This window comes from Thermogemmata fonticola (genome assembly GCF_013694095.1).
Taxonomy (GTDB): domain Bacteria; phylum Planctomycetota; class Planctomycetia; order Gemmatales; family Gemmataceae; genus Thermogemmata; species Thermogemmata fonticola.
The window spans coordinates 31,115-54,116 of record NZ_JACEFB010000016.1 but is presented as its reverse complement, the minus strand read 5'-3'; the positions used below and the strand labels follow the sequence as shown (position 1 = coordinate 54,116).

The following is a 23,002-nucleotide window of genomic DNA, read 5'->3' as shown; positions in this document are numbered from 1 at the left end:
GGGGGGAAATACCAACCCTCCCTCCTTTGTATTTTCGGGAAGCCAAGCCATAGTGTGATTAGGAAGCCTAAGCTAGCCAAGGGCATTTCAACGGCATGTCGAAGGAGGTTGAGCCGGGCTACCGTGGTTTCCTTCCTCCCCAGACTCGCTGTTGAGAGAAAACCCATTGTTCACGGGATAAAGAGGAACTCCTTGCTGTTGAATAGCACATGGGCTAATTCGGTCCAAGCGGTGAGGGATTCTGTGGGCGGGAATTGCTGGAGGAAGTGGCGGGCAGCTTGCACTTCCTCTGGATCGGGACGGCGGGCGAAGGCAGCCAGGTACATCTGTTGCAGGCGTTGTTCCAGCGAAGCCTGGGGTTGTTCGCGGTGCAGCCGTTCGGCCCAATAGCGGGCTTGCTCGTGGAAGAAGGGATTGTTCCACAGCACGAGGGCCTGCGTGGGGACGTTGGAGACACTGCGGCGGCCCACGGTGGTAAACGGCGGGGGATAGTCGAAGGCGGTGAAAAGTGCGGGGAGGAAATTACGGCGCACCGCGAGATAGATGCTGCGGCGCCCATGGCCATCGAGTGGTCCAGAAGGCGGCCGACCGCGCCCGACCTGCTGCTCACTGAGGTAAGGTAGCACCGACGGACCTCCCAAGCGGCGATCCAGACGGCCGGATACAGCCAGGACGGCGTCCCGCAGGATTTCCGCTTCCAAGCGTCGGAGATTCTGGCGGTGCAGGAGGCGATTGTCCGGGTCCACACGCCGGGCTAGTTCCGCCTGAGCGGTTGGAAGCTGACTGGCCTGCCGGTAAGTTCGGGATCGCACGATCAGGCGGTGCATGTGCTTGATGGACCAGCCGGAGGTGATGAACTCCTCGGCGAGCCAGTCCAGCAGTTCGGGATGGGTGGGTGCTTCGCCATGAGCGCCGAAGTCATCGGGAGTAGCGACCAATCCCCGGCCAAAATGGTGTTGCCAGAGGCGGTTGACGAAGACCCGTGCGACCAAGGGGCGAGCGGGACCGAGCACAGCATCGGCCAGTTCGCGCCGCCCGCTGCCGGAAGAGGTAACGGGAGGGGCCGGGAACAAGGACAGAAAGCCGCGGGGGACTTCCGGGCCGAGTTGCCGCGGGTTTCCTCTGATGAACAAGCGCTCATTGCGTCCGGGACCATCCCGCATCACGGGAGCACGCGGGCGATTGCGGCAAGCGGTTTCCAGCACTTCCAAACACCGGTGGCGATGCGGGTCCTTTTCCAGTGCAGCGGACGGAGGACGCGGGACGCTCTCGCCGGTTTCCGCGGGTGGTAGGGTGTCTGCAAACCAGGCTTCGCGGATGGCGAAGTAACCGGGGCCATTGTCCAGCAGTTCGACATAAGCCGGTTGTCCAGGCCAGAGATGCAGGTCGAATACCAGCCAGCGGAACTCTTCGCCGTGGTCGATCTGTTTGGCTAGACCGCCGTAAATGGGGTCGCGGATCAACTGCAAGCCGTTGAGGATCAAACGGGCCTGAGCTTGCCGGCCCGCCACTCGCAGCACGAGATAACGATGCTCGATCATGAAGGTCGGGGAGCGCAGTGCCGCTGATAACGCCTCGGCCTCTTGACCGCTGTGAGGGAATCCCTCTCCGCCGGTAGGACGCAGTCCCAAACCGGTGGCATCCCAGCGTTGCCGCCAGTCCGCCCCGAAATGTTCCCAGGCTTTCGCTCCCAGACGCCAGGCACTCCCCGGACGTGGCGGGGGGATGATGTCTCCCCCAGAACCTCTCGATTCCGCCGCTGTCGAATATGCCTGCGGACGAGATCGCGTTAATTCATCAAGGAGCCGCTCCAAGGGGCGGGGATCGCCGATGTCCCCGTAGTGAAAGCGGGAGCTGGCGAGAATCCCGAAGAGGGCGTAGTAATCGCGGCTGGGAATGGGATCGAATTTGTGGTCATGGCAGCGAGCGCAGCCGAGTGTTAGGCCGAGGATGGCCTTGCCGAATACGTCGATCTGATTGTCAATCCGATCCGCGAAGTCCATACGGGAATCGACCGGCGAATGGACGGCATCCCCTAGCCACCAGAAAGCCGTGGCGAGCAGAGACTCGTTGCTTCCCGTTTGCGGGTCATAGCGCGGGTCGTCCAGGAGATCGCCAGCGATCTGTTCCTGCAGAAAGCGGTCATAGGGTAGATCGGCATTAAAAGCCCGTATGACATAGTCTCGGTAGCGCCAGGCTTCAGGAATGTCGAAGTCGAACTCGTGGCCATAGGTTTCGGCATACCGGACCAGGTCCAGCCAGTGTCTGGCCCAGCGTTCCCCGTAGTGCGGGCTAGCTAGCAGACGGTCCACGACGCGGTCATAAGCATCGGGATGCGCATCGTTCAGAAAGGCGTCCAACTCTTCCGGGGAGGGAGGCAAGCCGATCAAGTCGAAATACACGCGGCGGAGCAAGGTGGCTTTATCCGCTTCCGGGGCCAGATTCAACCCGACCGCCTGCAAGCGAGCTAGCACAAAGGCGTCGATGGGATTCTGGATCGGCGTCCCCGCAGGGATAGAGGGTACAGTCGGACGTTGGAGCGGCTGAAAGGCCCAGTGGAGCCGGGCTGGGGTTTGGGGGTGAGGAGTCGAGGGAGACGGAGTGGTGGAAGGATTCCTATCCTGGGGCCAAGGGGCGCCTGCGGCCAACCAGCGCAGCAAGATGTCCAGCTCGGTCTGGGGCAGCTTCCCCTGGGGCGGCATGCGGATGTCGCCTTCGTATTGCAACACCTGGGGCAGGAGGTTGAGGGCGGGGCCACTGTCGCCCCCGCGCAGGAAACCGGCGCGGCTGTCGAGTTGCAATCCCCCCTTAGCCTTCTGGCTGTTGTGGCATTTCTGGCAGCGCTCGACGAGGATGGGCCGCACCTTCTTTTCAAAATACTCCGCGTCCACCGGTCCTTGGGACAAAGATGGAGCATTTGCAGAAGCTGCTGAAGTGGCGGCAGGCGGGCGCGGTTCGTCCGCAGCTTGAACGCTGTCTCCCCGTTTCACCTCGGTGAGGCTTCCGCCGAGCAGATACAGGCCAGCGAGGATGCCTATCCCCACGCGGATCTTCCAGGACGGCCTCGTCCAGGAGGTCCTGTTCCCGTGAAATCGACGGTGGGACAAGTGAGGAGTGCTACTCATGGGACACCTGCCAACAGCAATTTGCGGTCGATCGCGAGCAGGACAGTTAGATGTAAGGAGTGAGCTACGGCGGGCCGGTGGGTGCGGGCGTGATCCTACTGCTCTCGGAGCGAGCTTCAGCTATAGTGAGGGTACAATGGTACTGCCTCGAGTGCAAGGGCGCAGGGAAATGAACACCTAGCGCAAACGCTCCGGGGAAATGAAGGCACTGATGGAAGGCGGACTCCGGAGAAGCAACAACCGAAGGTAAGCCGCGTTTCTCGCGAAGGGCAGGGACGAAGAAAGTCATCGAGACGGGGGTGATCATACCCTTTGCTAAAGGGGCTGTGCTGGTATGGCTTCCAAGCGCCAGGAACCTACAGCGACGGATTATCTCATCACGGCCCTGAGTCCGGTGCTGATCATGCTCATGGTCGGCAGCTTTGTCTTTTTTCTGGTCGAGGTGCTGTACGAGGGAGAATACACGGAGCGGCTGCTGTACACCTTGTTTTTCTTCGTGGTAGCGGCGGTGCTGATCGCCCGCATTTCCATTGAGTTTGGTGCCGGACGAGCCGGTCTCTATGCGTTGGCTTTAGGGGTGGTCACTTGGCTAGCCCTACAAGCCTATGTGCAGTCCTCACACGCGTCCTCTTCAGCAATGGGACGGGGATTGATCCATTTCGGATTACTGCTGCTGATTTGGTGGTGTGCCCACAAGCTGACTTGGGATTGCACACATCTGGACGAGCGGCAGCGCGGTTCGGGCCGTGGGATTCTGGCCGCCGCCGGTTGGGAAGCCGACGGCTCAGAGAATCCCTCTTCTGCCGTTGCCGCCACTTCGGCAGGAGCACCCATCCCGCGGACCAAGCCGGCAGCGCAGGAGAATGACCCGGACGGGATCACGGTGGATCGCCTCTCATCCCCACCCAAACGCCGCCGCCGTCCAGCGGCAGGCGATTCCCGCCTCTGGGCCTGGATCGAGGCGTACCAGAAACATCGCGAGCAACAGCAGAAGCGCCCCCATACGCCTGGGGTGTGGGTTCTTTACTGTTTTCTGGTAGCTCTGCCGGTGTTTGCTCTGGGGCAATCTTTGATCGATCCGGCAGACAGCGACCGGCGCCGGGCCACCTTCTGGCAGATGGCCGTCTTTACCGGCAGCGCCTTGAGCTTGCTGGCCACGACGAGTTTGCTCGGCTTGCGCCGCTATCTCCGTCAACGTCAGGCTCGGATTCCTTTGGCCCTGTCCAGCGGCTGGCTCCTACTCGCCGGCGGATTGATTCTCGCCTTTCTGGTCATCGGAGCCTTCCTGCCGCGTCCTCATTCGGAGACTCCCTGGTTCGGCTGGCAACGGGTGGGCAGCCACACCCGTGAGGCTTCACGCTATGCTGTGCTCAAGGACTCTGCTGGTCGCGGGGACGGAGCGGCCGGCCGCCAGATCAAGTACGGGGACGGGCAAGTTTCCTCCCCACGTTCTGACAAAGGGACCGCAGCGTGGAACTCCGAGAATGGTTCCGCAGCGGCAGGGAAATCGTCCAGTACGAACCAGTCGTCTTCCGCCAAGTCGGGTTCGGATCAGAAACGATCAGCCGGCGGAAAGACCTTGACCTCGGATACCACCAGCGAGTCGAAACGGGAGGAAAACCAGGGCGAACGGCCCCGCCCTTCCGATAAGCGAGAGGGTATTCCTGTTTCTGGCGAACAGCGAAGGGGGGCAGATGGTGATGCAGAGAAAGGGGCGGCCTCGACTCCCGATGCGCTCTCGAATTTCTCGGCTCCTCTGGCCCGTCTGGCAGGGATCGCTCGGTGGCTAATCTTTGCACTCGTGGCCGTGGTGGTGATTGGGGTGATCCTGCTGGGCGTACTGCGCGGCCTGGCTCCGTTCACCGCTTGGGCCAATCGATTGCTGGCGACCTTGCAGCAGTGGTGGGCGCGCTGGTGGTTATGGTGGGGGTCGGACAGCCAATGTTCTGGTCAGGAGGAGGGGGCAATAGCACTGATGCTCCCGCGCCGTCCACCTCCTTGGACGAGTTTTTCCAACCCCTACGAGGATGGCTCCGCGGATGAACGGGACTTACAGGAAATCGTCGATTACACCTTGCTGGCCTGGGAAGCCTGGGCCTATGAGCAGGGCTGTCCCCGTGCGGAAAGCCAGACGGCCTGGGAGTTTCTCGCCCAATTGGAGCAGCAGGTGCCAGAAGCCGCCGAAGTATTGCGGCAATTTGCACTCCTGCATGCACGGGTTGTCTATGGCGATCAGCCGCTCCCTCTTCGCCAAGTGCACGCCACCCTTCGCCAAGTCTGGGAGGCTCTGAGCCTCCTCCCCGCTCCGGAGGCTAAAGCGACTGCCTGAGCCGTTTCCCGCTGTGCCTCAAGAGGGCAGAACTTGCAGCCTTGGTCCTCCCAAAACAGCCACAAGTCTGACGTGCCAGCAAGGACCGCAGAGCAGGACCGAGGATTGCGGAGTCAAGCTGAAAGTGTGTCCTATCAGTGGATATCCAATCGGTAGAGGACAGTTTCTGGCAGAAATTCGCGGGATGTTCCTTTGTTGCCTTCTTGGTAGGGCATGTCCGTGGTACAGGAGGGTCGCTTACCTCCGGTGGTAGCGATGGTGCCGATAGGAGCCGCTGGTAGAACCGCGGTGTTTTTGGTCTTTCTCTTCCACCACCACCGCTATTCCCTAATGGTAAAAATGGAAGAGTTTGCCGGATCGTTGCCGGCGGAAAGGGTCCATGGCGCATTCCCATCGAGGGCTAACACCGTTGACTGACAAAGCAGTGCCGCCTGGTCGATATGTTCCCTTTGGTACGGAAGCACATCCCCCCAGCACCGTGGCGAGTGGGACGGAGTGGTTTGGACCGCAGGATTTATATCTGTTCAACGAGGGGAGCCATCTGCGTTTGTACGAGAAGATGGGAGCGCATCCAGCAGTGCAGGGAGGGGTGCCGGGGTATCATTTTGCGGTCTGGGCGCCGAATGCGGATTACGTCTCTGTGATTGGGGATTTCAACGGCTGGGATCGAGGCCGTAATCCCTTGCGTCCGGTCGGTTCCAGCGGTATTTGGGCGGGATTTGTCCCCGGTGTAGTGGCGGGGCAGTGTTATAAGTACCACGTGGCTGCACCGGGGGGCTTTGCGGCAGACAAAGCCGACCCGTTTGCCTTTACCTGTGAGGTGCCTCCGAAAACCGCCTCCGTCACCTGGGATTTGCACTATCAATGGCACGACGAGTCCTGGATGAAGAACCGCCGTGCTCGCAATGCCCACGATGCGCCCATCAGCATCTACGAGGTGCATCTGGGGTCCTGGATGCGGCAAGCGGATCCGCCGTATCATTCCCTGAACTATCGGGAGTTGGGGGAAAAACTGGCCCGTTACTGCCGCGATTTAGGCTTTACCCATGTCGAATTCCTGCCGGTGACGGAACATCCGTTTTTCGCTTCCTGGGGCTACCAGGTGACGGGTTACTTTGCTCCGACCAGCCGCTACGGTACGCCGCAGGACTTCATGTATCTGGTCGATGTGCTCCATCAGCATGAGATCGGCGTGATCCTGGATTGGGTTCCTTCACACTTTGCCACGGATGACTGGGCCTTGGGCCGCTTTGATGGGACGGCCTTGTACGAACATGTGGATCCGCGGCAGGGCTACCACCCCGACTGGGGAAGCTACATTTTCAACTACGGGCGGCACGAGGTGCGTAGTTTCCTGCTTTCCAGCGCCCTGTTCTGGCTGGACAAGTACCATGTCGATGGTCTGCGGGTGGATGCGGTTGCTTCCATGCTGTACCTGGACTATTCCCGCCGCGAGGGGGAGTGGGTGCCCAACCAGTACGGCGGCAAAGAGAACATCGAGGCGATCCATTTTCTCCGCCGATTCAATGAGGAGGTTTACCGCCATTATCCGGACGTTCAGACCTATGCGGAAGAGTCCACGGCCTGGCCGATGGTGTCTCGTCCGACTTACGTGGGAGGGTTAGGTTTTGGCTTCAAGTGGGATATGGGCTGGATGCATGACACCTTGCGCTATGTCAGCCGCGATCCGATCCACCGCAAATATCACCAGAATGATCTGACCTTCCGCATGCTATATGCCTATCACGAGAACTTTGTCCTGCCGTTGTCCCATGATGAAGTGGTTCACGGGAAAGGGCCGCTGTGGGATAAGTGCTTCGGGGATGAGTGGCAGAAGTTCGCGGGTTTACGGCTGCTGTTTGCCTACCAGTGGGCCATGACGGGGAAAAAGCTGCTGTTCATGGGAGGGGAGATTGCCCAGCGGCGTGAATGGCGGGTGGATGAGAGCATCGACTGGCATTTGTTGCAGTACGCCCCGCATCGAGGGGTGCAGGACCTGGTGCGGGACTTGAACCGTTTGTACCGCACGGAGCCAGCACTCCACGAATGGGATAATCACCCCAACGGCTTCGAATGGATCGACTGTGCGGATGCCGCTGCGAGTGTGATCAGCTTCTTACGCCGGGGGAAGAGTTGCGAGGATATTATCGTTGCGGTCTTCAACTGGACTCCCGTGCCTCGCTGGGGTTATCGCATTGGTGTTCCCGGTCCCGGATTTTGGACGGAACTGCTCAATACGGATGCGGCTTGTTACGGCGGGAGCAATGTCGGTAATCGGGGCGGCGTGTACGCCGAGTTTGTCCCCATGCATGGCCGGCCTTATTCCGTAGCCTTGAACCTGCCGCCTCTAGGAGCGGTCTTTCTCAAAGGCCGGCCGTGATCCTAGGAGCGGGCGCCATCCGCCCTAGGTCTGGGCGCCATCTGCCGAGCGGGTAATAGCCCGTGTGTCGCAGAATGCCTTCTATTCCCACAAGAACTTGCTCAAGCGGCACGCCGATTTGCAGGGGAAGCCAATAGGGGTTGCTCCGCCAAAGCCGCAAGGACCGCTTCGGGAGGCGCTGGTTGTAGACGCACTTCCCGTGTGCGGTGGCCGTGAGAATCATACAGAATGAGCCGCTGTTCTCCAGCGACCCAGATAGCACTGGGCCGGATCTGCCTCGGTCCGTCAATGTGAAACAGAACGCCGCAGGGACGGCCCCGCCGATAGAGCAATTCCGCCTGCAGGGGGGCTTGGGCCGGTTCGAGGATTGCCTGCTGGCAGAGGAATTGATGGACCAGGGACCAAAGCTGCTCGGATGTCGGACAGGGAATGGTCTCTTGGTTCATACGGGCAGATTGCTACAGCGGGTATTCGATCCTCTACCCCTTGGGACGGCAGATGCACGCCATCCCAGAGCGGCAGCAGGGCATGCTTGATTTTCGGCAAGTGGGAACAGCCGCGCCGCATGTCAGGCTTGGAAAGGAACGATTCGTGCTCCGGGCGATTCCGATCGTGACGAATGTGAGGAATGGTTTGAGTGATGGCAGGCCGCGCCGATCTCGGAACTGGCCGGGCTACCAGCGGTGGATGCGGCGAAGGGCGTCATACAAGACGATGGCGACGGCGGTGGCCAGATTCAAACTGCGGACCCGGCCGGAGGGCATGGGAATCCCGATGAGAGAGTCGGCGAAGCGTTGTCGCAAGGACGCCGGCAGTCCTTGGGATTCATTCCCGAAGAGCAGGCAATCGCCGTCGGCAAATTCGGCCTGGGTGTAGAGTCGCGGAGCGGGAGTTTCCACGACCCAAAGGCGGGGCGGACGCCAGGAAGAAGGGGAAGCCGTATGGCGCCAGGCGGCCTCGAAGTCGGCAAAATGCAAATGGTGCACCCAATCCACAGCCGGCCAGTAATCCAGTCCGGCGCGCTTCAATGCTCGGTCGTGCAAGCGGAAGCCGAGCCGGCCGATCAAATGGAGGCGGCTGCCCGTGGCGGCACAGAGGCGAGCGATGTTGCCGGTATTCGGCGGAATCTCCGGTTCATATAGGGCTACGTGGAGCATAAACCTTTCCGTGGGCAACATTCGTATCCATTGTAGCGATCTTGCCAGCGCTGCCTGGGGATACAACGAACCCCTCCTCGCCTTCACTTCTATGGGAAATGGTCCCGGAATGAGAAAATGGTCCCATAGAGGATTTGGAGAGCTGGAAGCCGTGCCTCGCTTTGCCACGCACGATGGCAAATAGCACACATCAAGACGGATCGGCTACTGGAGGGGAACGGAATACGGATCACGAGAATGACCAGACGGAAAGAAACGCGGGAACGCCGTTTTTCCCTGGATGTTCTGGCCTGGATGTGGTGGCTGGCCGGCGGAATAGGAACCGCCGGGACGGTCTTGCGGCTGGCCAATGTGCCGGGAGGTAGCAAGCCATGGTGGGCTAGGGATTGCGGAGCGGTCGAAACCCTGGGTTGGGCCGCTCTGCTGTTGTGGTGGGGGTGGGCGGTGGTGGGCATCCGGTTGGTGATGCGGCGCTGCTGGCCGCGCGTGCTGGGCGCCCTTCTCGGTTGGACGCTGTTGACCGTGGTCGCGGCTGTGCTCATCGATGTTCACCTGGACTTTCTCCCGCATACCAGTCTTGCCGGGCCAGGCGGAAGCGTGGGAGCATACCTCCGCTTTATCGCAGAAGATGTTGGCCACGGGGAGTGGCTGCCCCTGCATCTGGCGGCCTTCGCTACGGCCTTTCTGGGCCTGCTCCTGGCGGCGGACCGCTGGCTTCGCCGTCTAGCTCGCACCATCTGGTGGATGATCTGCACGGTGGCCCGGGCGCTGCTGTGGCTCAACGAACGCTTTGCTGACATTAACGAAAAGCTGCTCCTGGCCCTTCTTTCCCTGGGCCGGTGGCTCGTGCAATTGTTTGGACGTCGGTCTGCGGCCACTCCTCCGACCTCCTCTGGCAGCAACTCGGCTGCACCTCGCAGCCATCCAGCACCCGCGGCTGATGCGACCGCAGACCACACCATCCCCATTGCAGCTTCCCCACCGGCTTTGGCCAACGATTCCGCAATGCCTTCTCCAGTGCCTCCCCTCACTTCCCCCGTGGCGGATGCCGAGGGATATTCCTTTCCCCCGTTGAGTTTGCTGCGTGATCCGGAACCGTTTTCGGTGGAAGAGCAGGAGCAGAAGCTGCGAGAAATGGCCGCTTTGCTGGAGAAAACCTGCCAAGATTTCGGCATCACGGTGAAAGTGGTCGGCATTCATACCGGACCGGTCATCACCCAGTACGAAGTGGCGCTGGAAACAGGTCTACGCTTGAGCAAAGTAACAGCCTTGGCGGATGACCTGGCTTTGAACCTGAAGGTACCGTCAGTCCGGGTGGTAGCTCCTTTGCCGGGCCGCAATACCGTCGGAATCGAGGTGCCGAACGAAGTACGGCAGACCGTTCGGCTCAAGGAAGTGGTGGCGGCTCTGGCGGGAACGCCTAAGGTGGCCCGGTACAAGCTCCCCATCTTTTTAGGCAAGGATGTCGAAGGCCGTCCCTTGGCCTACGATCTGGCAGCCATGCCCCATCTGCTCATCGCGGGTCGAACGGGAACGGGCAAGTCCGTGTGCCTCAACACCCTCATCGTCAGCCTGCTTTTGACCCGCTCGCCCCAAGATTGCCGCATGATCCTGATCGACCCCAAGAAAGTGGAGTTGAGCGATTATGCCCGCATTCCGCACCTGATGACGCCGGTGGTCACTGACGAGAAGAAAGCCGAGGCAATTCTAGCCTGGGCGGTCGAGAAAATGGAGGAACGGTACGAATGGCTACACCGGGCACGCGTCCGCAATATCGCTGCTTTCAATGAACTGGGAGAAGAGGAAATCCTCCGGCGAGTGCAGCCCGCGGATGAGGAGGAGCGGCGCGCCGTACCCCGCCGCATGCCCTATATCGTCATCGTCATCGACGAAGTGGCCGACCTGATCCTGCGAATGAAAAAGGAGATCGAAGGAAATATCATCCTGCTAGCTCAGAAGTCCCGCGCAGCGGGGATTCACCTGATCCTCGCTACGCAAAAGCCTACGGTGGATGTTGTCACGGGCCTGATCAAATCCAACCTGCCGGCCCGCATCTGCTTCCAGGTCGCGAGCCGCTCCGACAGCGCTGTCGTCCTGGATGAGAAGGGAGCCGAACGTCTCTTGGGGCAGGGGGATATGCTCTTCCTGCAACCCGGCACTAGCACCATACTTCGCGCCCAAGGAGCGCTCATCGAGGATCAAGAGATCGAACGGGTGGTGCAGTATATTGCCACGGATACGCCGAATTACGACAGTGAATTGCTCAACTTGCGGACGCGGGAAAGCCGCGAAAATGCTGAGGGGGCAGAGGGTGGACTCCGCGCTCGCGAACGCGATCCGCTCTATGAACAAGCCGTGGAGATCGTCCTGCGCGAACAACGTGGCAGCACGTCGCTATTGCAACGGGCCTTGGGCATCGGTTACGGCAAAGCCGCCCGCTTCATCGATTACATGGCTGAAGATGGCATTGTTGGTCCCTACAACGGCAGCAATGCCCGCCAGGTGTTGATCAGTTACGAACAATGGCAGGCGATGCGCCAGGCCGCTTCCGCAGAGGAATCAGCCTGATCCTACCCAAGTGGATCGAAATATCTGCCGCCTCATTTCCGCCCTTCCCTCACACCTGGCACCTGCCCCCTTTTGGTGCCCCAACGCTCGGCGTGCGGGACTTCTACCCTCGGTGCCCTGACGCTCGGCTTGCAGGATTTCTACCATAAAGCCCAAAGATCAACCGGAAAACACCCAGGAACAGCCGGACGGATCGGCTGAGCAGGTCTTTTCGGGACCGGGGAGCGTGCAAGATGACTTGGCAAGCGGCCTGAGACAGTCACAATGGGAAGTGAGGCGCGTCCGGCAGTAGTCGCGGGATAGACAAAAAGAGAGGAGGGGAGGTAGCAGCCGTGGCAGAGGCACACCCGTTGTTGGACCCCCCACCGGCGGCCAGAGGGACGGCTGAGAGCACCGGCGGCCTGGAAAACTCCGCGACGATGTCCCTTGTGGCCGGACTGCTGCGGCGCTGGCCCTGGCTGGTGCTCGGCGTCCTGATCGGTGTTGTGGTCGGCATCATCTACCACTTCCAGCGCCCGCTGGTGTATCAATCCACAGCTCAATTGATGGTGTTGAAGAACCGACCGGAGTTGGTGTCAGGGGGCGCCAGCGACGTGCGGGTGCAGTTCGTCGAGGATTACGTGGCAGGACAGGTGATCCTGTTACGCTCCGAACGGATTTTGCGCCGGGCTGCAGACAAACATCTGCCACGCCTCGGTCCCTTCGAGCGCCCCTTGCCGAGTCAGGAACACGCTCGCTTGGCCCTCTTGAGCGCGGGATTCTCGGTCATGCGGGAAAAAGAACCGGGATCGAACATCGGGAGTAATGTTCTGGCACTGACCTTTAAAGCTTCCCATGCCTTGGATGCCCCGAAGTATCTGCGGGCGATCATCGACGCTTATCGGGAAGAGCTGGCGGAAGTGTTCGAGGATGCCTCCGCCCGCCAACTACGGCAACTGGAGGAAGAAATCGCAGCGGTGGAGAAGTCAATCCGGGAGATTGCGGCACGCCGGGCTGAGGCGGAACGCTCGTTCCTCGTGGAAGACCCCCGGACAGGCCGCCTGCGCATGCCGGAGGACCTGACCCTGTTGCGCTCCCGCCTCTCGGCCAATCATGCCACTCAGATCACCTTGCGCTTGCGCCAGCAGGAGTTGCAGGCCGAATGGGAGGAGTTGCAATTGGCTGAACAGTCCCGTCCGGTTCGCTTGATGCTTCTCCAGCGCCTGGGTGTCTCTCAAGAACGTTCCTCGATCCTCCAGCCGGATGCCCGCAGCCCGGAGTCGCTGCTAAGGCATCTCCAATTCCGCCGCAGCGAGCTGATGGCCCGTTACGGCTATGGAGTAGGCCATCCCGAAATTGTTGCCCTCGATCGCCAACTCAGCGAATTGGAACGGGAGGTGCAAAGCCGCGGTGTGGGGGCGGAAGAATTGCTCGCCTATCGCCAACGCTTGATGAACGAACGGAACGCCCTGGACAAGAAACTGCAAATCCTAGCCCAGGAAATCGCCCAAGACGAACGCAAGTTGCAGGAATTGACACCGATCCATAACAGCATCCAGAAGGCAAATGAGGAATTGCAACGGGAAGAAACCCGGCTGAGGGAACTGCACCAGTTGCGCGACCAAATCCGCCGGACGGAACGGGGAGGCGTCTTTGAAGTCAAAGAAGTGACTACCCCCACCTTGGGCGTACTGGTCTCGCCGCTGTGGTTCCAGTCACTGGCAGTCGGACTGATGCTGGGATTGGTTTTGGGAGGCGGCCTGGCCTTGGGGTGGGAGTGGGCGGATCGTTCATTCCGCTCGCCCGCAGACATTCGCCGTCACCTGGGGCTGTCGGTGTTGGGCCATATTCCGCAGATCCGCATCGAAGAAGAAGTGGAGCAGGAATTGACTCAACCGCTCGATGCGGTTTTGGTCACCCTCTGGCGCCCCAGTTCTGCCGAGGCGGAAGCGGTCCGTGCTTTGCGCAACCAGGTTCTCTTCAGCACCACCGGGCGAGACCACGTATGCGTCCAGATCACTAGTCCACATCCAGGAGATGGCAAAAGCGTACTGACAGCCAACCTGGCCGTGAGTCTGGCACTGTCCGGCAAGCGCGTGGCCCTGGTCGATTGCGACTTCCGCAAGCCGCGGCAGCATCGCCTCTTCGCCCTCGGCAATCCGGAGCAGGGAATAGCCGCCGTGCTCGCGGGTCAGGCAGAGTTGGCAGCGGTGGCACGGCCTGCCGGGGTCGAAAACCTGACGATCTATCCTTGCGGAACGCGGCCGGACAACCCCGCCGAGTTGCTGACCTGCAAGCATTTCCCGGAAGTGCTGGCCCAGTTGCAGCAGCAATACGACTATGTGCTTCTGGATACGCCGCCCGTCTTGTCCGTTTCGGATCCCGTAGCGGTAGCGGCCCGTGTGGACGAAGTTGTTCTGGTCTTCCGCATGCGCCGGGATGTCCGTTCGGCCCTGGAGCGGACCAAACAGGATATTCAGGCGGTGGGAGGGCGCATCCTGGGTGTCGTGGTCAATGCCTTGCCCCTGCGTGACCATCCGTACAGATATTCCTACTACCATTCTGGCTATCTGTATCAGGATTCCTACCGTGATGCTCCGTAAGCCATGCCGAAAGGGGGCCGCCTATGGTCCCGTTTGCTGATACGCACGTCCACTTGCTGCCCGGACGCGATGACGGTCCGCTGACGGTGGATGAAGCCCTCGCCATGTGTCGGATGCTTGTCAGCGAAGGGGTGCGTCATGCCGCGGCCTTGGCTCACCAGAACGCCAGTTATCCGGACAATGATGCCGCCGCCTTGCGCACCGCCGTAGCCGAATTGCAGCCGTTGCTCCAAGCCCGGCAAATCCCCCTGACTCTTTATCCCGCGGGAGAAATCATGCTCGGTCCGGAGTTCCTCGACCAGTGGAAAGCCGGCCGATACTTGACCCTCGGCGATAGCGGCCAAACCTTGTTGGTGGAAATGCCCCATGGCCAGTTCCTTGATCTGTTACCCCTGGCCGATTACTTCCGTCCCCTGGGCATCCGCCTTATCGTGGCCCATGCCGAGCGCTATCCAGAGTTGCTCTACGATCCGGACTTGGCCCAGCGGTGGATCGCCGCCGGCTGCCTCTTCCAGGTCACCACGCAGGCTCTAGCCGAACCGTGGGATGCCACCACGGAGCACGCTCTCAAGGATTGGGCTGTCGGAGGGTTTATTCACCTGCTCGGCTCGGATGGTCACGGCATTGACCGTCGCCGGCCCCTTTTCCGCGAGGGGTATCAACGGCTTGTCCAGTGGGTAGGTCGTCGAGCGGCAGAACGCATCGCTTCCTTCTGGGGAATCGCGGCTTTGCAAGGGTTACCCCTGCACATTCCCCCGCCCCGGCCCCCCCGCCGCACCTGGTTCCACCGCCTCTTCGGTTGATCCTGATGGCGATGGAATGGACTTCTCCGCCGCCGGTAGCATCACGCTGGCACTCCCCTCATTGGCTGCGGAAGTGGACCCACTGCCTTTGATGTAAGTCGTGCCGTAATCCACCTGTTCCATGCCCAACGCGCGGCACAAACCAGTCAATTCCGGCTGAGTGTCGGCAGCTTGCACCTCGCATAGCCCGAAGTACTGCTCCTGCAAAAAGCGGAGCACCTGGACCATGAGGAACTTGCCCAACCCTTGACCCCGCAGGTCTTCCCGCACTTGGATGTCCAGCACCCCAGCCGCCGGCAAGCCCCAGCGCCAACCATATCCTTCCAGCTCCCACACCAACGCCCGGCCCGCAATGAAATGGTTGGCTAGCTTATCTGTTAGGCGGAACTCGACTGGCTCCAGCGTTCCCCAAACGCACTCATGCCACCACGACGGCGGAATCGCCGAACGGATCACCGTAGTATCATAACGCCGTCGCAAAATTTGGAAGCGGGCATCGGCCACAGCCAGCGGACTGTCCAGACGCTTGTGGAAGACAATGGTCGTGCCGGCCGGTGTATATCCCAGCTTGCGAAACAGGGGATCCGCGCCCGGGTCCGAAGCCAAAAAACCGGGACAATTTGTCCCGCCGTAGAGGCCGAAACCGAAGGGACAGTACGGCCAGCGCGGACCGGCCCGTAATACCTTTGCACCGTGCCGAAGCAGATACTCCTCCGCCCGCCTCACCAGTTCCCGTGCGATGCCCCGCCGCCGATAGGCCGGACGCACAGCCAGCAAACAAATCACCCCTTGCGAGTAATCTAAGGCGTTCAACTCGGAATTCGGCCCGAAACCTGCCAGGATGTAACCGACGACCCGCCCCTCCGCCTGCGTATCCACCGCGACGATCAAACCCTCCGGATCAAAATACGGCTTGGAAAAAAGCCAACGTTCCAGCAGCGCCGGCGTTCGCACGGGATAGGAGCTGCGCGACGCGTGCGACTCGTTCCACACGTCCGCCAACGCGGGGGGATCCGTGTTCCGAAAACGGCGATACTCAATCACGGTCGCTGCCTACTGGTCTTGGCCCTCACTCACCTGCTGCTTTTGGGTCGTCAGGATGCCACCTGCCGCGCTCTTGAATGCTTGCCCTCGTTTCGATCTTAGCCGATGACCGCAATTCCGTACAAGTTGAAACCATTCCTTCGGCCTTCCTCGTCCTGAAGAACCTCATCGAGAATCGTAAATCGAAGCGGCCGCTGGACCAGCCTCGACCCGCTCTCCTACGCCGCCGGGGATGTGGACCTATACCGCACCGTCGGCAACAACCCCCTTAACTCCCTTGATCCGAGTGGCCTGGATCGAATTGACTACCATGATGACGGGACTGGTCAAACGCTGGTTTGGTATGTCCCCGAACGCTGGTTCTGGCAAGGAGATGGACCTCGTCAATTCGTCGGTGTTCTCGTCCAGGTCAACGGCCAACTCTATGTCCGGCGATATATCGACCGCCAAGCATTGTTCATCCCGCTGCATCTCGTCGAGCAGACCACGGGATTCTGGGCCGATAGCGTCAAGGATTGGAAGCAGTGGTTTCAGCAAAATGGTCAGACCGACCTGAGTTCCACCGTGGCTAGCGGCTGGGCACAAGAGTTTGGGGTGGATTTGACTAGGACAGTCGCCGAGCTGCGTCAGACGGGCATCAATGCCTATCGGGACATCTACATCATTGGGACTTCTACGGCCATCGCCATGGCCATGGTCCCAGCGGGTAGACAACTTGTTACTACTTCAGAGACGGCGGTACCACGTCAACCGATTGTACCGAGTCGAACCGTTCGGTTTGTTCATGGTGTTACTATCAAAGATATACGAACAGGAAAGGTTCTGACAGGTATTGTTGATCTTCAACTAACATTGGACAGAATTAGAGCAGGTATTAGGTTTCCCCATTGTAATGACGGGGGTATCTTTAAGAATAAGCCCTTACCTGGTAAGACCACTCCCGAGTTGCCAGTCAAACCATATGGTTATTATCGTGAATACGTCCCTCCCACTCCTGGAATCTCTGGTCCAGGTCCACAACGTCTGGTTGTGGGGCAGGGTGGAGAGATATACTACATCCCTGACCATTACCGAACTTTTATTCGAGTCGATTAGCCATGACACAGCAAGAAAACTGCGGATTTCTTTTCTATACAGACGGCCTGTTGTTCGACGAACGGCAGGATTTCGTAGTTCATATCCCTCCGTCGATAAGAGATGCCAATACTCTTTTTGAAGCTTTCTTTGATAAGCTTAGGTTACTAGGTTACTTTGGTTTTAACTGGAATGCTCTGTTAGACTGCTTACGGGATCTTTCTTGGATTGAGCAATATCGAGTAGTAATCCTACATCGCGATTTGCCAAACCTTGCGAAGGAAGACCTTTCGCACTACCTCGATGTATTGCGAGAAAGTACAAAGAGTTGGAAGCCTGGTGAGCAGCATAAGTTAGTCGTTGCATTCCCGAAGAGCGTTGAGGCCACAGTTCACAATCTTTTGATGGATTGTAATTAATTATTCTATTTACAGAATTGTATAAAATTACAAAACTTTAATGAGGTATATAACTAACATTGACGGTAATATTTTCTATGATACTTTGCCTTAATTATCAACTATATGATACAATAAATATAAACTTTCAGAAAAATATTCACTCTCTGGTTACCTATCTTCTTACTTTTCTTCGCACTTGCGAACCTAGCTGGTGTTATACGTCCGATGGGGATTAAGCCGTTTCGCTTCATAGGATCCCCGTTCACCTTCATGGCTTGGAGTTTCGGTGTTGAGAAGTTTTTCGATTGGAAGTTGTTGCTTTTAAACTGCATAATTGGTTTCACTGGATCTATCTTGTTTGCTGGAATGTTAGCATGGATAAGGTGCCGATCGATTGTTGGTAGAAAAAACATAGACTCTGCGGCTAATCCTATTGTTGAATCCCATCGGAACCACAAGGCCAGCCGCGATAGCTAAGCATGTTGTCAACCTATCCAAACCTCAGTTTGCATAGACTCGGCACCAAAACAGAGGTGGACTAGAAACCACACTCGTTGCCCCTCGGCCGCTGGACCTCCCAAGGCTCCCTCGGTTTTGCAACCGAGGGCGTAAACCTCTGTCGCAGATTCTCAACGTACCGACGTTCATACTGATCCCAGTGGGCTGATCCTTTCCTTTTGATTAATTCGGTGGCGTTCTGTTGGCCGGAGCTGGGATCGGTGGGCTGGACTAAGCGCATTGCGGTGGGACCACGCAAGGAAGGATTATCTCTCTTGTCCCATCGCATTATTTGTCTTGTCCTATCGATCAGTGGAAGAACTGAAGTGCAGGCGAAGTATCGCAACGACATGCAAGTGGCGGACAGGATTGTAATATCTGCACCTCTAGCGGAGCGGGAGGGATTCGAACCCTCGGTACGGGGTTACCGTACACAGCATTTCCAGTGCTGCCTCTTCAACCACTCGAGCACCGCTCCGGGTGTATCCTGTTTGTTTTGCTTTCCGATACGGGATCGTGTCACTGTGCAGTGACGCAGGATGATCTCTTGTCAATCGTCTGGCGCACTGCCCTCCATCCTTTCTTTTCGACAATCTTCGACAATCTGCCATGCCCATTGTATAGAGACAGAGCGTGCTGGAAAAGTGGCGGCGCTGGTAGGAGTCAAGCGAAAAGGGTGGTCAAAGGTTGGCCGCGGGTGAGGGGCAAGGGCCGGTGAAGCCGGTCGTGGATTTCGAGCTGGGGATTCAGTCCCAAGGCGAAGGCGATTGTCGCGGTCAGGTCGGCGGGGGAGACGGGCGGGGTGGTGGGATAGGCCCCGATTTTGTCACTGGCGCCGTGAAGGGTGCCGCCGCGGATGCCAGCGCCGGCTACGAGTGCGGAGTAACAGAAAGGCCAGTGTTCCCGTCCCGCGTTGCCCGGCGTGATCTTGGGAGTGCGGCCGAATTCCCCGGTCCAGACGACGAGGGTTTGGCTGAGTAAGCCGCGGGCGTGGAGGTCTTCCAGCAGGGCGGCTGTGCCCTGGTCGGCAGGGGGCATGAGGCGGTGCTTCAGGCTGCGGAAGTTATCGCCGTGGGTGTCCCAGAAGAACGCACCATCGTTGGGCCAGTGGACACAGACGAAGGGGACACCCGCTTCGATGAGCCGCCGGGCCAGCAGGCAGGATTGCCCGAAAGTGTGCCGGCCATACCGATCGCGAATAGCTACCGGCTCGCGGTTGAGGTCGCAGGCTTGAGCCAAGCGGCGGGAGGTGAGCAAGGCCAAGGCTTTGTCCCGCAAGGGGGGATAGGCGGCAGCAGCGGGGTGGCGATCAAGAGCTTCCAGGAGTTGCTGGCGGGTCAGCAAGCGAGGTTCAGCGCTATCCAAGCCGGTGATGCGGAAATCCGGGTGGTTGGGATCGGCAGTGATGACGAAGGGATCATAGGCGGAGCCGAGCCAACCGGCGTGCTGGCCGGGTGCAGTTCCGCCGGGCGCCGCGGGATGGGACACCAGCCAGGGAAGCACCACACAGGTGGGAACCCCCGCAGGAGCTGGACGCAACTTGGCTAGCATCGCTCCAAAATGGGGATGATCCTGACGCGTGGCCGGTGCGGCATCCGACTTGGGGGTAGGGGCAACATGGCCGGTCATCAGGTGGTGCACCGGCGACAGATGGGCCGGATCGTCATGACCCATGCTGCGGATGATGGTGTACAGGTGAGCCAGCCGTGCCAAGCGGGGAAAATGTTCGCTGATCTGAATACCAGGCACCGTGGTGCGGATGGGTTGGAACTCGCCGCGAATCTCCGCCGGGGCCAGAGGTTTCGGGTCCAGAGTGTCCAGGTGCGATGGTCCGCCCCACATGAACAACAAAATAACAGCTTGGGCACGAGGACGGGGTGGGGACGCGGGTTCTGCCGCAGGTGCCAGCGCTATCTGTCCTGTCATCCAACTGCCAGCCCCAGCCGCCCACACAGCCGCTTGCACAACTTGCCGCCGGGTGGGATAACCATCACGCCAGGTATGGCACCCAATTCGCTGCATCGGTACACCTCGTGAGTGAAGCGAGACGGAAAATTGGAGCGGGCAAGTCAGGAAGGGCAGACCTTCCTCGGCGGGGCATTCAGTACCTGTAACCTAGCAGAAATATGGGAAGAGGTCAACTGGCGAAGGCCGCCGGGAACCCGCGAACCCGCTCGGAGATCGGCGAGCTGAAGGGCGATCGAGTCGAAGAAGGAGAAAGTGAAACGGGTCAGTCCACGACGGCGAGAATGTCATCTTCACTCATGACGAGATACTCTTTGCCGTCGATCTGGACTTCATTACCGGCGTAGGAGGAAAAAAGCACGCGATCACCGACTTTGACCTGGAAGGGGACGCGCTGGCCATTTTCCAGGAGTTTGCCTTCTCCTAAAGCGAGTACTTTCCCCTGTTTGGGTTTTTCCTTGGCGGTATCAGGGAGGATGATGCCACCGGCGGTTTTCTCGTCGGCTTCGACCCGTTCGATGAGGACTTTGTCGTTAAGCGGGGTGATTTTCATCGTTTCGGACTCCTTGCTCCTAGAGGGTCTTCAAGTCGCAGTACCGGGGTGGGAGTCTTCCCCAAGAGGGACGGACGGATGCTGGACCCCGTAGGTCTGGCGCAAGGCGCGGGCGAGAGTATGTACGACCACGGGCAATTGCACCGGTTTGGGCAACACGCTGAAGACTTGGGCTTGGAAAGCACGGCGCATCAGGTCGTTGGTCGCCTCTGCGGTCATCAGCACGGCCGGTGGCGTGGTGTGCAAGAGGTTGCGGATCGCCAAGAGGGCGTCCAGGCCGGAAAGGCGGGGCATGTGCAGGTCGAACAGGACCAGATGAACCAATTCCACCTGAACGACTTCCACCGCCTCGGCGCCATCGGCGGCCAGCAGAGTGCGGTAGCCGTGCTGCTCCAGAGCTTCACCCAGCGTTTCGCGCGTGCCCCGGTCGTCATCGGCGATCAGGACCGCAAACCGGCGGTCATGGGCCTGCGCCTCGGGCCGACCGGGGAGTGCCTCGATCACCATAGCTCTACCTCCCCGTGGCATGGCGGCCGCTACGGGAGGCCGACCGCCCCGCAAGGGAAGCATCCCATTGGGCCACGGATTGCAAAGCCAGTGCCGAAAAACATTCCGATTCCCGTTTCTCACACTAACTACTGAAAGATACGCTACATACGTTGCTTTTGACAAGAGCAAAGCGCCGCCTGTTTCGCCCGTTGCCTGCCGCTTCCGTCCCACTTTGTCTGCCACCCTGACAGCCGCAAGGTAAAGTTATGGACCCCTGCGGGAAAGACTCGGAACCTGGCCGTCCTGGACCGAATGTACTTTCCGAAATCTCAATCTCCCGTCACCGGCGCGAGTTCCTTTACTTTTTCGGATTGGGGCGTTTCGGAGTGCGAGCTTCGGGTGGGGGTTTACTGCTGCCGCTGCCCAGGCGATCGGGATGGAAATCCGCATCGGTCAGGCGGACATTGGGCTGAAGGCGTTCGATCCAGTAGTATTCCACCTCCTGGCCGTCGGCATCCAAGGCGCGGATGAGAATGGGTAAGGCGTAGGTTTCCGCCTGGGGGTTGGCGTGGAAGAACCATTGGCGCCGGCCACCCTGCGGGAAGAGGGGGTCATCACCGGGGCGGAGTTGCAATTCCACCAGATGCAGGGGATCGGGGCATTCCGGCCGGCGTACTTCCGGCTGGAAGCGGAGATTCTGGGGTGGAATCTGCCCCCGTTCCGCCTTTTCTAGCCACTGACTCACCCGCTGGATGGGCGTGCCCAGCCCCGCTTCCCGAATGCTGTAGCGGGATTTCTGTTTGACCATGGGGAAATCGGGGGACACAGCCGGGGCGCGTTGCCCAGCTTTATAAAGCAGTCCCTCGTCCGCTTTGCCGACGATGGCGTAGATTTTGTCCCCGTGCTGCTTGGGGTTGTACAACAACTCCCGGCCGGTATTCGCCTCGTCGAGATTGCGCATGTAAACGGAAAACGGCTCCTTGCGGAAGAGGTAAAAAACCCGGTCGTAGGTCCGCTGCTTGTTGGGAGCCAGTTCCCGGCGGACAGCAATGGCTTCGTAGGTGTGGATTGTGGCCCAGCGGTCTTGAGCGGTTTTCAGGAGTTGGCGCAAGGAGGAAAACGCATCGGCGGATGCTCCGGGTGCGGGATTGGCGGCAGAATCCGAGGGAGGGGAAAGAGGCGGCGCGGGCGGTGGTGGTGGAGTCGGAGTCCCGGCGGCGGGCGGCAGGGCAGGGGGTGCAGCCGGGGAAGCTGGCGGAGGGCCAGAAGGGGAAGATGGCGGGGAAGAAGGTAGCGGTGGTGGAGGAACCGGCGGGGGGACAGCACCCTCTGGGGGCGAACCTGCTGGCGGTAGCGGAGGGTTCCGGGAACCGGAAGAAGCATCCGCTGGAGGAATGAACGGCGGTACGGCATCCTGAGCGTAAGGGGAAGGCAGAGCGTCCGCCAAGCCAGTCCGACGGCGCGGCAGCAACGGACGGCGATCCGGGAATCGGCCCCCCGTCGGGATCACCGCCTCTCCCAACCGGCCGCGCGCTCCCATTTCCCCCTCATTCCACGCCACATCGGGCGGCAGGTTGCCCCGTCCATCCTTGCGAGCAAACGGACCTCCAGGAGGGTTCACTCCATAACGGGTGCAACCGAGGAGCAAAACCACTAGTCCAATCCTGGTCCATCCACGTAATGACATGGAGCCTCTTCCTGAATGAGGGGAAAGGGATGCCACCCCTCAGGGGATACAACCTCTCAATCCGGCGTCCATTTCCGGCGAATGCCCGAAAGTCCGATGCACCGCCTGCTGAGGGCGGGGAAGTCCAGGGTACCCCCACCTCCAGCATGACAACCATAGTCGCTCGGAAAAAACCCGGCAAGAGGAGAACGGGGTGAAGGTCCGCGCAGCGATGGACTCAAGCCGTCCGTAACGGCGAGATTGTTTCAACCGCTGGATTTGCTGAAGGCGGCACGAGAAGTTTCGCCCGAAGACTGTGCGGAATCGATCCGGAAAACGGCTATTGGCCGGACGGAGTACACCGCATT

The 23,002-nt window shown here is 59.7% G+C and carries 15 protein-coding genes and 1 tRNA gene; 7 read left to right on the top strand and 9 right to left on the bottom strand.

Annotation, left to right across the window (positions count from 1 at the left end):
* Positions 1–170: 170 nt before the first annotated feature.
* Positions 171–3,044 carry a PSD1 and planctomycete cytochrome C domain-containing protein gene (locus H0921_RS15740; protein WP_194539474.1) on the bottom strand — a complete coding sequence of 958 codons (2,874 nt, stop codon included), beginning with the start codon at positions 3,042–3,044 and terminating at the stop codon, positions 171–173.
* A 415-nt stretch (positions 3,045–3,459) separates the two neighbouring features.
* Between H0921_RS15740 and H0921_RS15735 the strand changes: the two genes are divergently transcribed.
* Positions 3,460–5,454: a DUF4129 domain-containing protein gene (locus H0921_RS15735; RefSeq protein ID WP_194539473.1), complete on the top strand. Its 1,995-nt coding sequence runs from the start codon at positions 3,460–3,462 to the stop codon at positions 5,452–5,454.
* A 379-nt stretch (positions 5,455–5,833) separates the two neighbouring features.
* On the top strand, positions 5,834–7,834 hold the full coding sequence (gene glgB, locus H0921_RS15730) for a 1,4-alpha-glucan branching protein GlgB (RefSeq protein ID WP_194539472.1): 2,001 nt from the start codon (positions 5,834–5,836) through the stop codon (positions 7,832–7,834).
* Positions 7,835–7,935: 101 nt separating this feature from the next.
* Here glgB and H0921_RS15725 read toward each other — a convergent pair whose 3' ends face one another.
* Together H0921_RS15725 and H0921_RS15720 are read right to left on the bottom strand one after the other, a co-directional pair.
* Positions 7,936–8,280, bottom strand: a complete 345-nt coding sequence (locus H0921_RS15725; protein WP_194539471.1) for a hypothetical protein — start codon at positions 8,278–8,280, stop codon at positions 7,936–7,938.
* Positions 8,281–8,508: 228 nt separating this feature from the next.
* Positions 8,509–8,991, bottom strand: a complete 483-nt coding sequence (locus H0921_RS15720; RefSeq protein ID WP_194539470.1) for a tRNA (cytidine(34)-2'-O)-methyltransferase — start codon at positions 8,989–8,991, stop codon at positions 8,509–8,511.
* A 237-nt stretch (positions 8,992–9,228) separates the two neighbouring features.
* Between H0921_RS15720 and H0921_RS15715 the strand changes: the two genes are divergently transcribed.
* The 3 genes from H0921_RS15715 to H0921_RS15705 all read left to right on the top strand — a co-directional run bounded on the left by H0921_RS15715 (position 9,229) and on the right by H0921_RS15705 (position 14,944).
* Complete coding sequence (locus H0921_RS15715; RefSeq protein WP_228499889.1) at positions 9,229–11,559, top strand: DNA translocase FtsK; 2,331 nt, start codon at positions 9,229–9,231, stop codon at positions 11,557–11,559.
* 332 nt (positions 11,560–11,891) lie between these two features.
* On the top strand, positions 11,892–14,141 hold the full coding sequence (locus H0921_RS18370) for a polysaccharide biosynthesis tyrosine autokinase (protein ID WP_194539469.1): 2,250 nt from the start codon (positions 11,892–11,894) through the stop codon (positions 14,139–14,141).
* Between the two features lie 23 nt (positions 14,142–14,164).
* Positions 14,165–14,944, top strand: a complete 780-nt coding sequence (locus tag H0921_RS15705) for a tyrosine-protein phosphatase (protein ID WP_194539468.1) — start codon at positions 14,165–14,167, stop codon at positions 14,942–14,944.
* Here H0921_RS15705 and H0921_RS15700 read toward each other — a convergent pair.
* Positions 14,879–15,988: a GNAT family N-acetyltransferase gene (locus H0921_RS15700; protein WP_194539467.1), complete on the bottom strand. Its 1,110-nt coding sequence runs from the start codon at positions 15,986–15,988 to the stop codon at positions 14,879–14,881. The two genes, H0921_RS15705 and H0921_RS15700, sit on opposite strands and share 66 nt — an antisense overlap.
* 234 nt (positions 15,989–16,222) lie before the next feature.
* On the opposite strand from H0921_RS15700, the gene H0921_RS18365 reads away from it, so the two are divergent.
* Positions 16,223–17,083, top strand: coding sequence for a ribonuclease domain-containing protein (locus H0921_RS18365; protein ID WP_315851918.1), 861 nt, complete (start codon positions 16,223–16,225; stop codon positions 17,081–17,083).
* 2 nt (positions 17,084–17,085) lie between these two features.
* Entirely contained in the window at positions 17,086–17,481 is a 396-nt protein-coding gene (locus tag H0921_RS15690) for a barstar family protein (RefSeq protein ID WP_194539466.1), read from the top strand.
* A gap of 870 nt (positions 17,482–18,351) precedes the next feature.
* On the opposite strand, the gene H0921_RS15685 is transcribed toward H0921_RS15690, so the two are convergent.
* The 5 genes from H0921_RS15685 to H0921_RS15665 all read right to left on the bottom strand — a co-directional run bounded on the left by H0921_RS15685 (position 18,352) and on the right by H0921_RS15665 (position 22,655).
* A tRNA-Ser gene (locus tag H0921_RS15685) sits at positions 18,352–18,439 on the bottom strand.
* Between the two features lie 185 nt (positions 18,440–18,624).
* Complete coding sequence (locus tag H0921_RS15680) at positions 18,625–19,983, bottom strand: DUF1501 domain-containing protein (RefSeq protein ID WP_194539465.1); 1,359 nt, start codon at positions 19,981–19,983, stop codon at positions 18,625–18,627.
* 208 nt (positions 19,984–20,191) lie between these two features.
* Positions 20,192–20,479, bottom strand: coding sequence for a co-chaperone GroES (gene groES / locus H0921_RS15675; protein WP_194539464.1), 288 nt, complete (start codon positions 20,477–20,479; stop codon positions 20,192–20,194).
* A 30-nt stretch (positions 20,480–20,509) separates the two neighbouring features.
* Positions 20,510–20,986 (bottom strand): response regulator, encoded by a 477-nt coding sequence (locus H0921_RS15670; RefSeq protein WP_194539463.1) that lies wholly within the window; start codon positions 20,984–20,986, stop codon positions 20,510–20,512.
* 340 nt (positions 20,987–21,326) lie between these two features.
* Positions 21,327–22,655 carry a DUF1571 domain-containing protein gene (locus H0921_RS15665; protein ID WP_194539462.1) on the bottom strand — a complete coding sequence of 443 codons (1,329 nt, stop codon included), beginning with the start codon at positions 22,653–22,655 and terminating at the stop codon, positions 21,327–21,329.
* Positions 22,656–23,002: the final 347 nt, after the last annotated feature.

Coding starts and splice junctions, on each gene's coding strand:
- H0921_RS15735 (WP_194539473.1), top strand. CDS start 3,460: ATGGCTTCCAAGCGCCAGGAACCTACAGCGACGGATTATCTCATCACG.
- glgB (WP_194539472.1), top strand. CDS start 5,834: ATGGCGCATTCCCATCGAGGGCTAACACCGTTGACTGACAAAGCAGTG.
- H0921_RS15725 (WP_194539471.1), bottom strand. CDS start 8,280: ATGAACCAAGAGACCATTCCCTGTCCGACATCCGAGCAGCTTTGGTCC.
- H0921_RS15720 (WP_194539470.1), bottom strand. CDS start 8,991: ATGCTCCACGTAGCCCTATATGAACCGGAGATTCCGCCGAATACCGGC.
- H0921_RS15715 (WP_228499889.1), top strand. CDS start 9,229: ATGACCAGACGGAAAGAAACGCGGGAACGCCGTTTTTCCCTGGATGTT.
- H0921_RS15705 (WP_194539468.1), top strand. CDS start 14,165: ATGGTCCCGTTTGCTGATACGCACGTCCACTTGCTGCCCGGACGCGAT.
- H0921_RS15690 (WP_194539466.1), top strand. CDS start 17,086: ATGACACAGCAAGAAAACTGCGGATTTCTTTTCTATACAGACGGCCTG.
- H0921_RS15680 (WP_194539465.1), bottom strand. CDS start 19,983: ATGCAGCGAATTGGGTGCCATACCTGGCGTGATGGTTATCCCACCCGG.
- groES (WP_194539464.1), bottom strand. CDS start 20,479: ATGAAAATCACCCCGCTTAACGACAAAGTCCTCATCGAACGGGTCGAA.
- H0921_RS15670 (WP_194539463.1), bottom strand. CDS start 20,986: ATGGTGATCGAGGCACTCCCCGGTCGGCCCGAGGCGCAGGCCCATGAC.
- H0921_RS15665 (WP_194539462.1), bottom strand. CDS start 22,655: ATGTCATTACGTGGATGGACCAGGATTGGACTAGTGGTTTTGCTCCTC.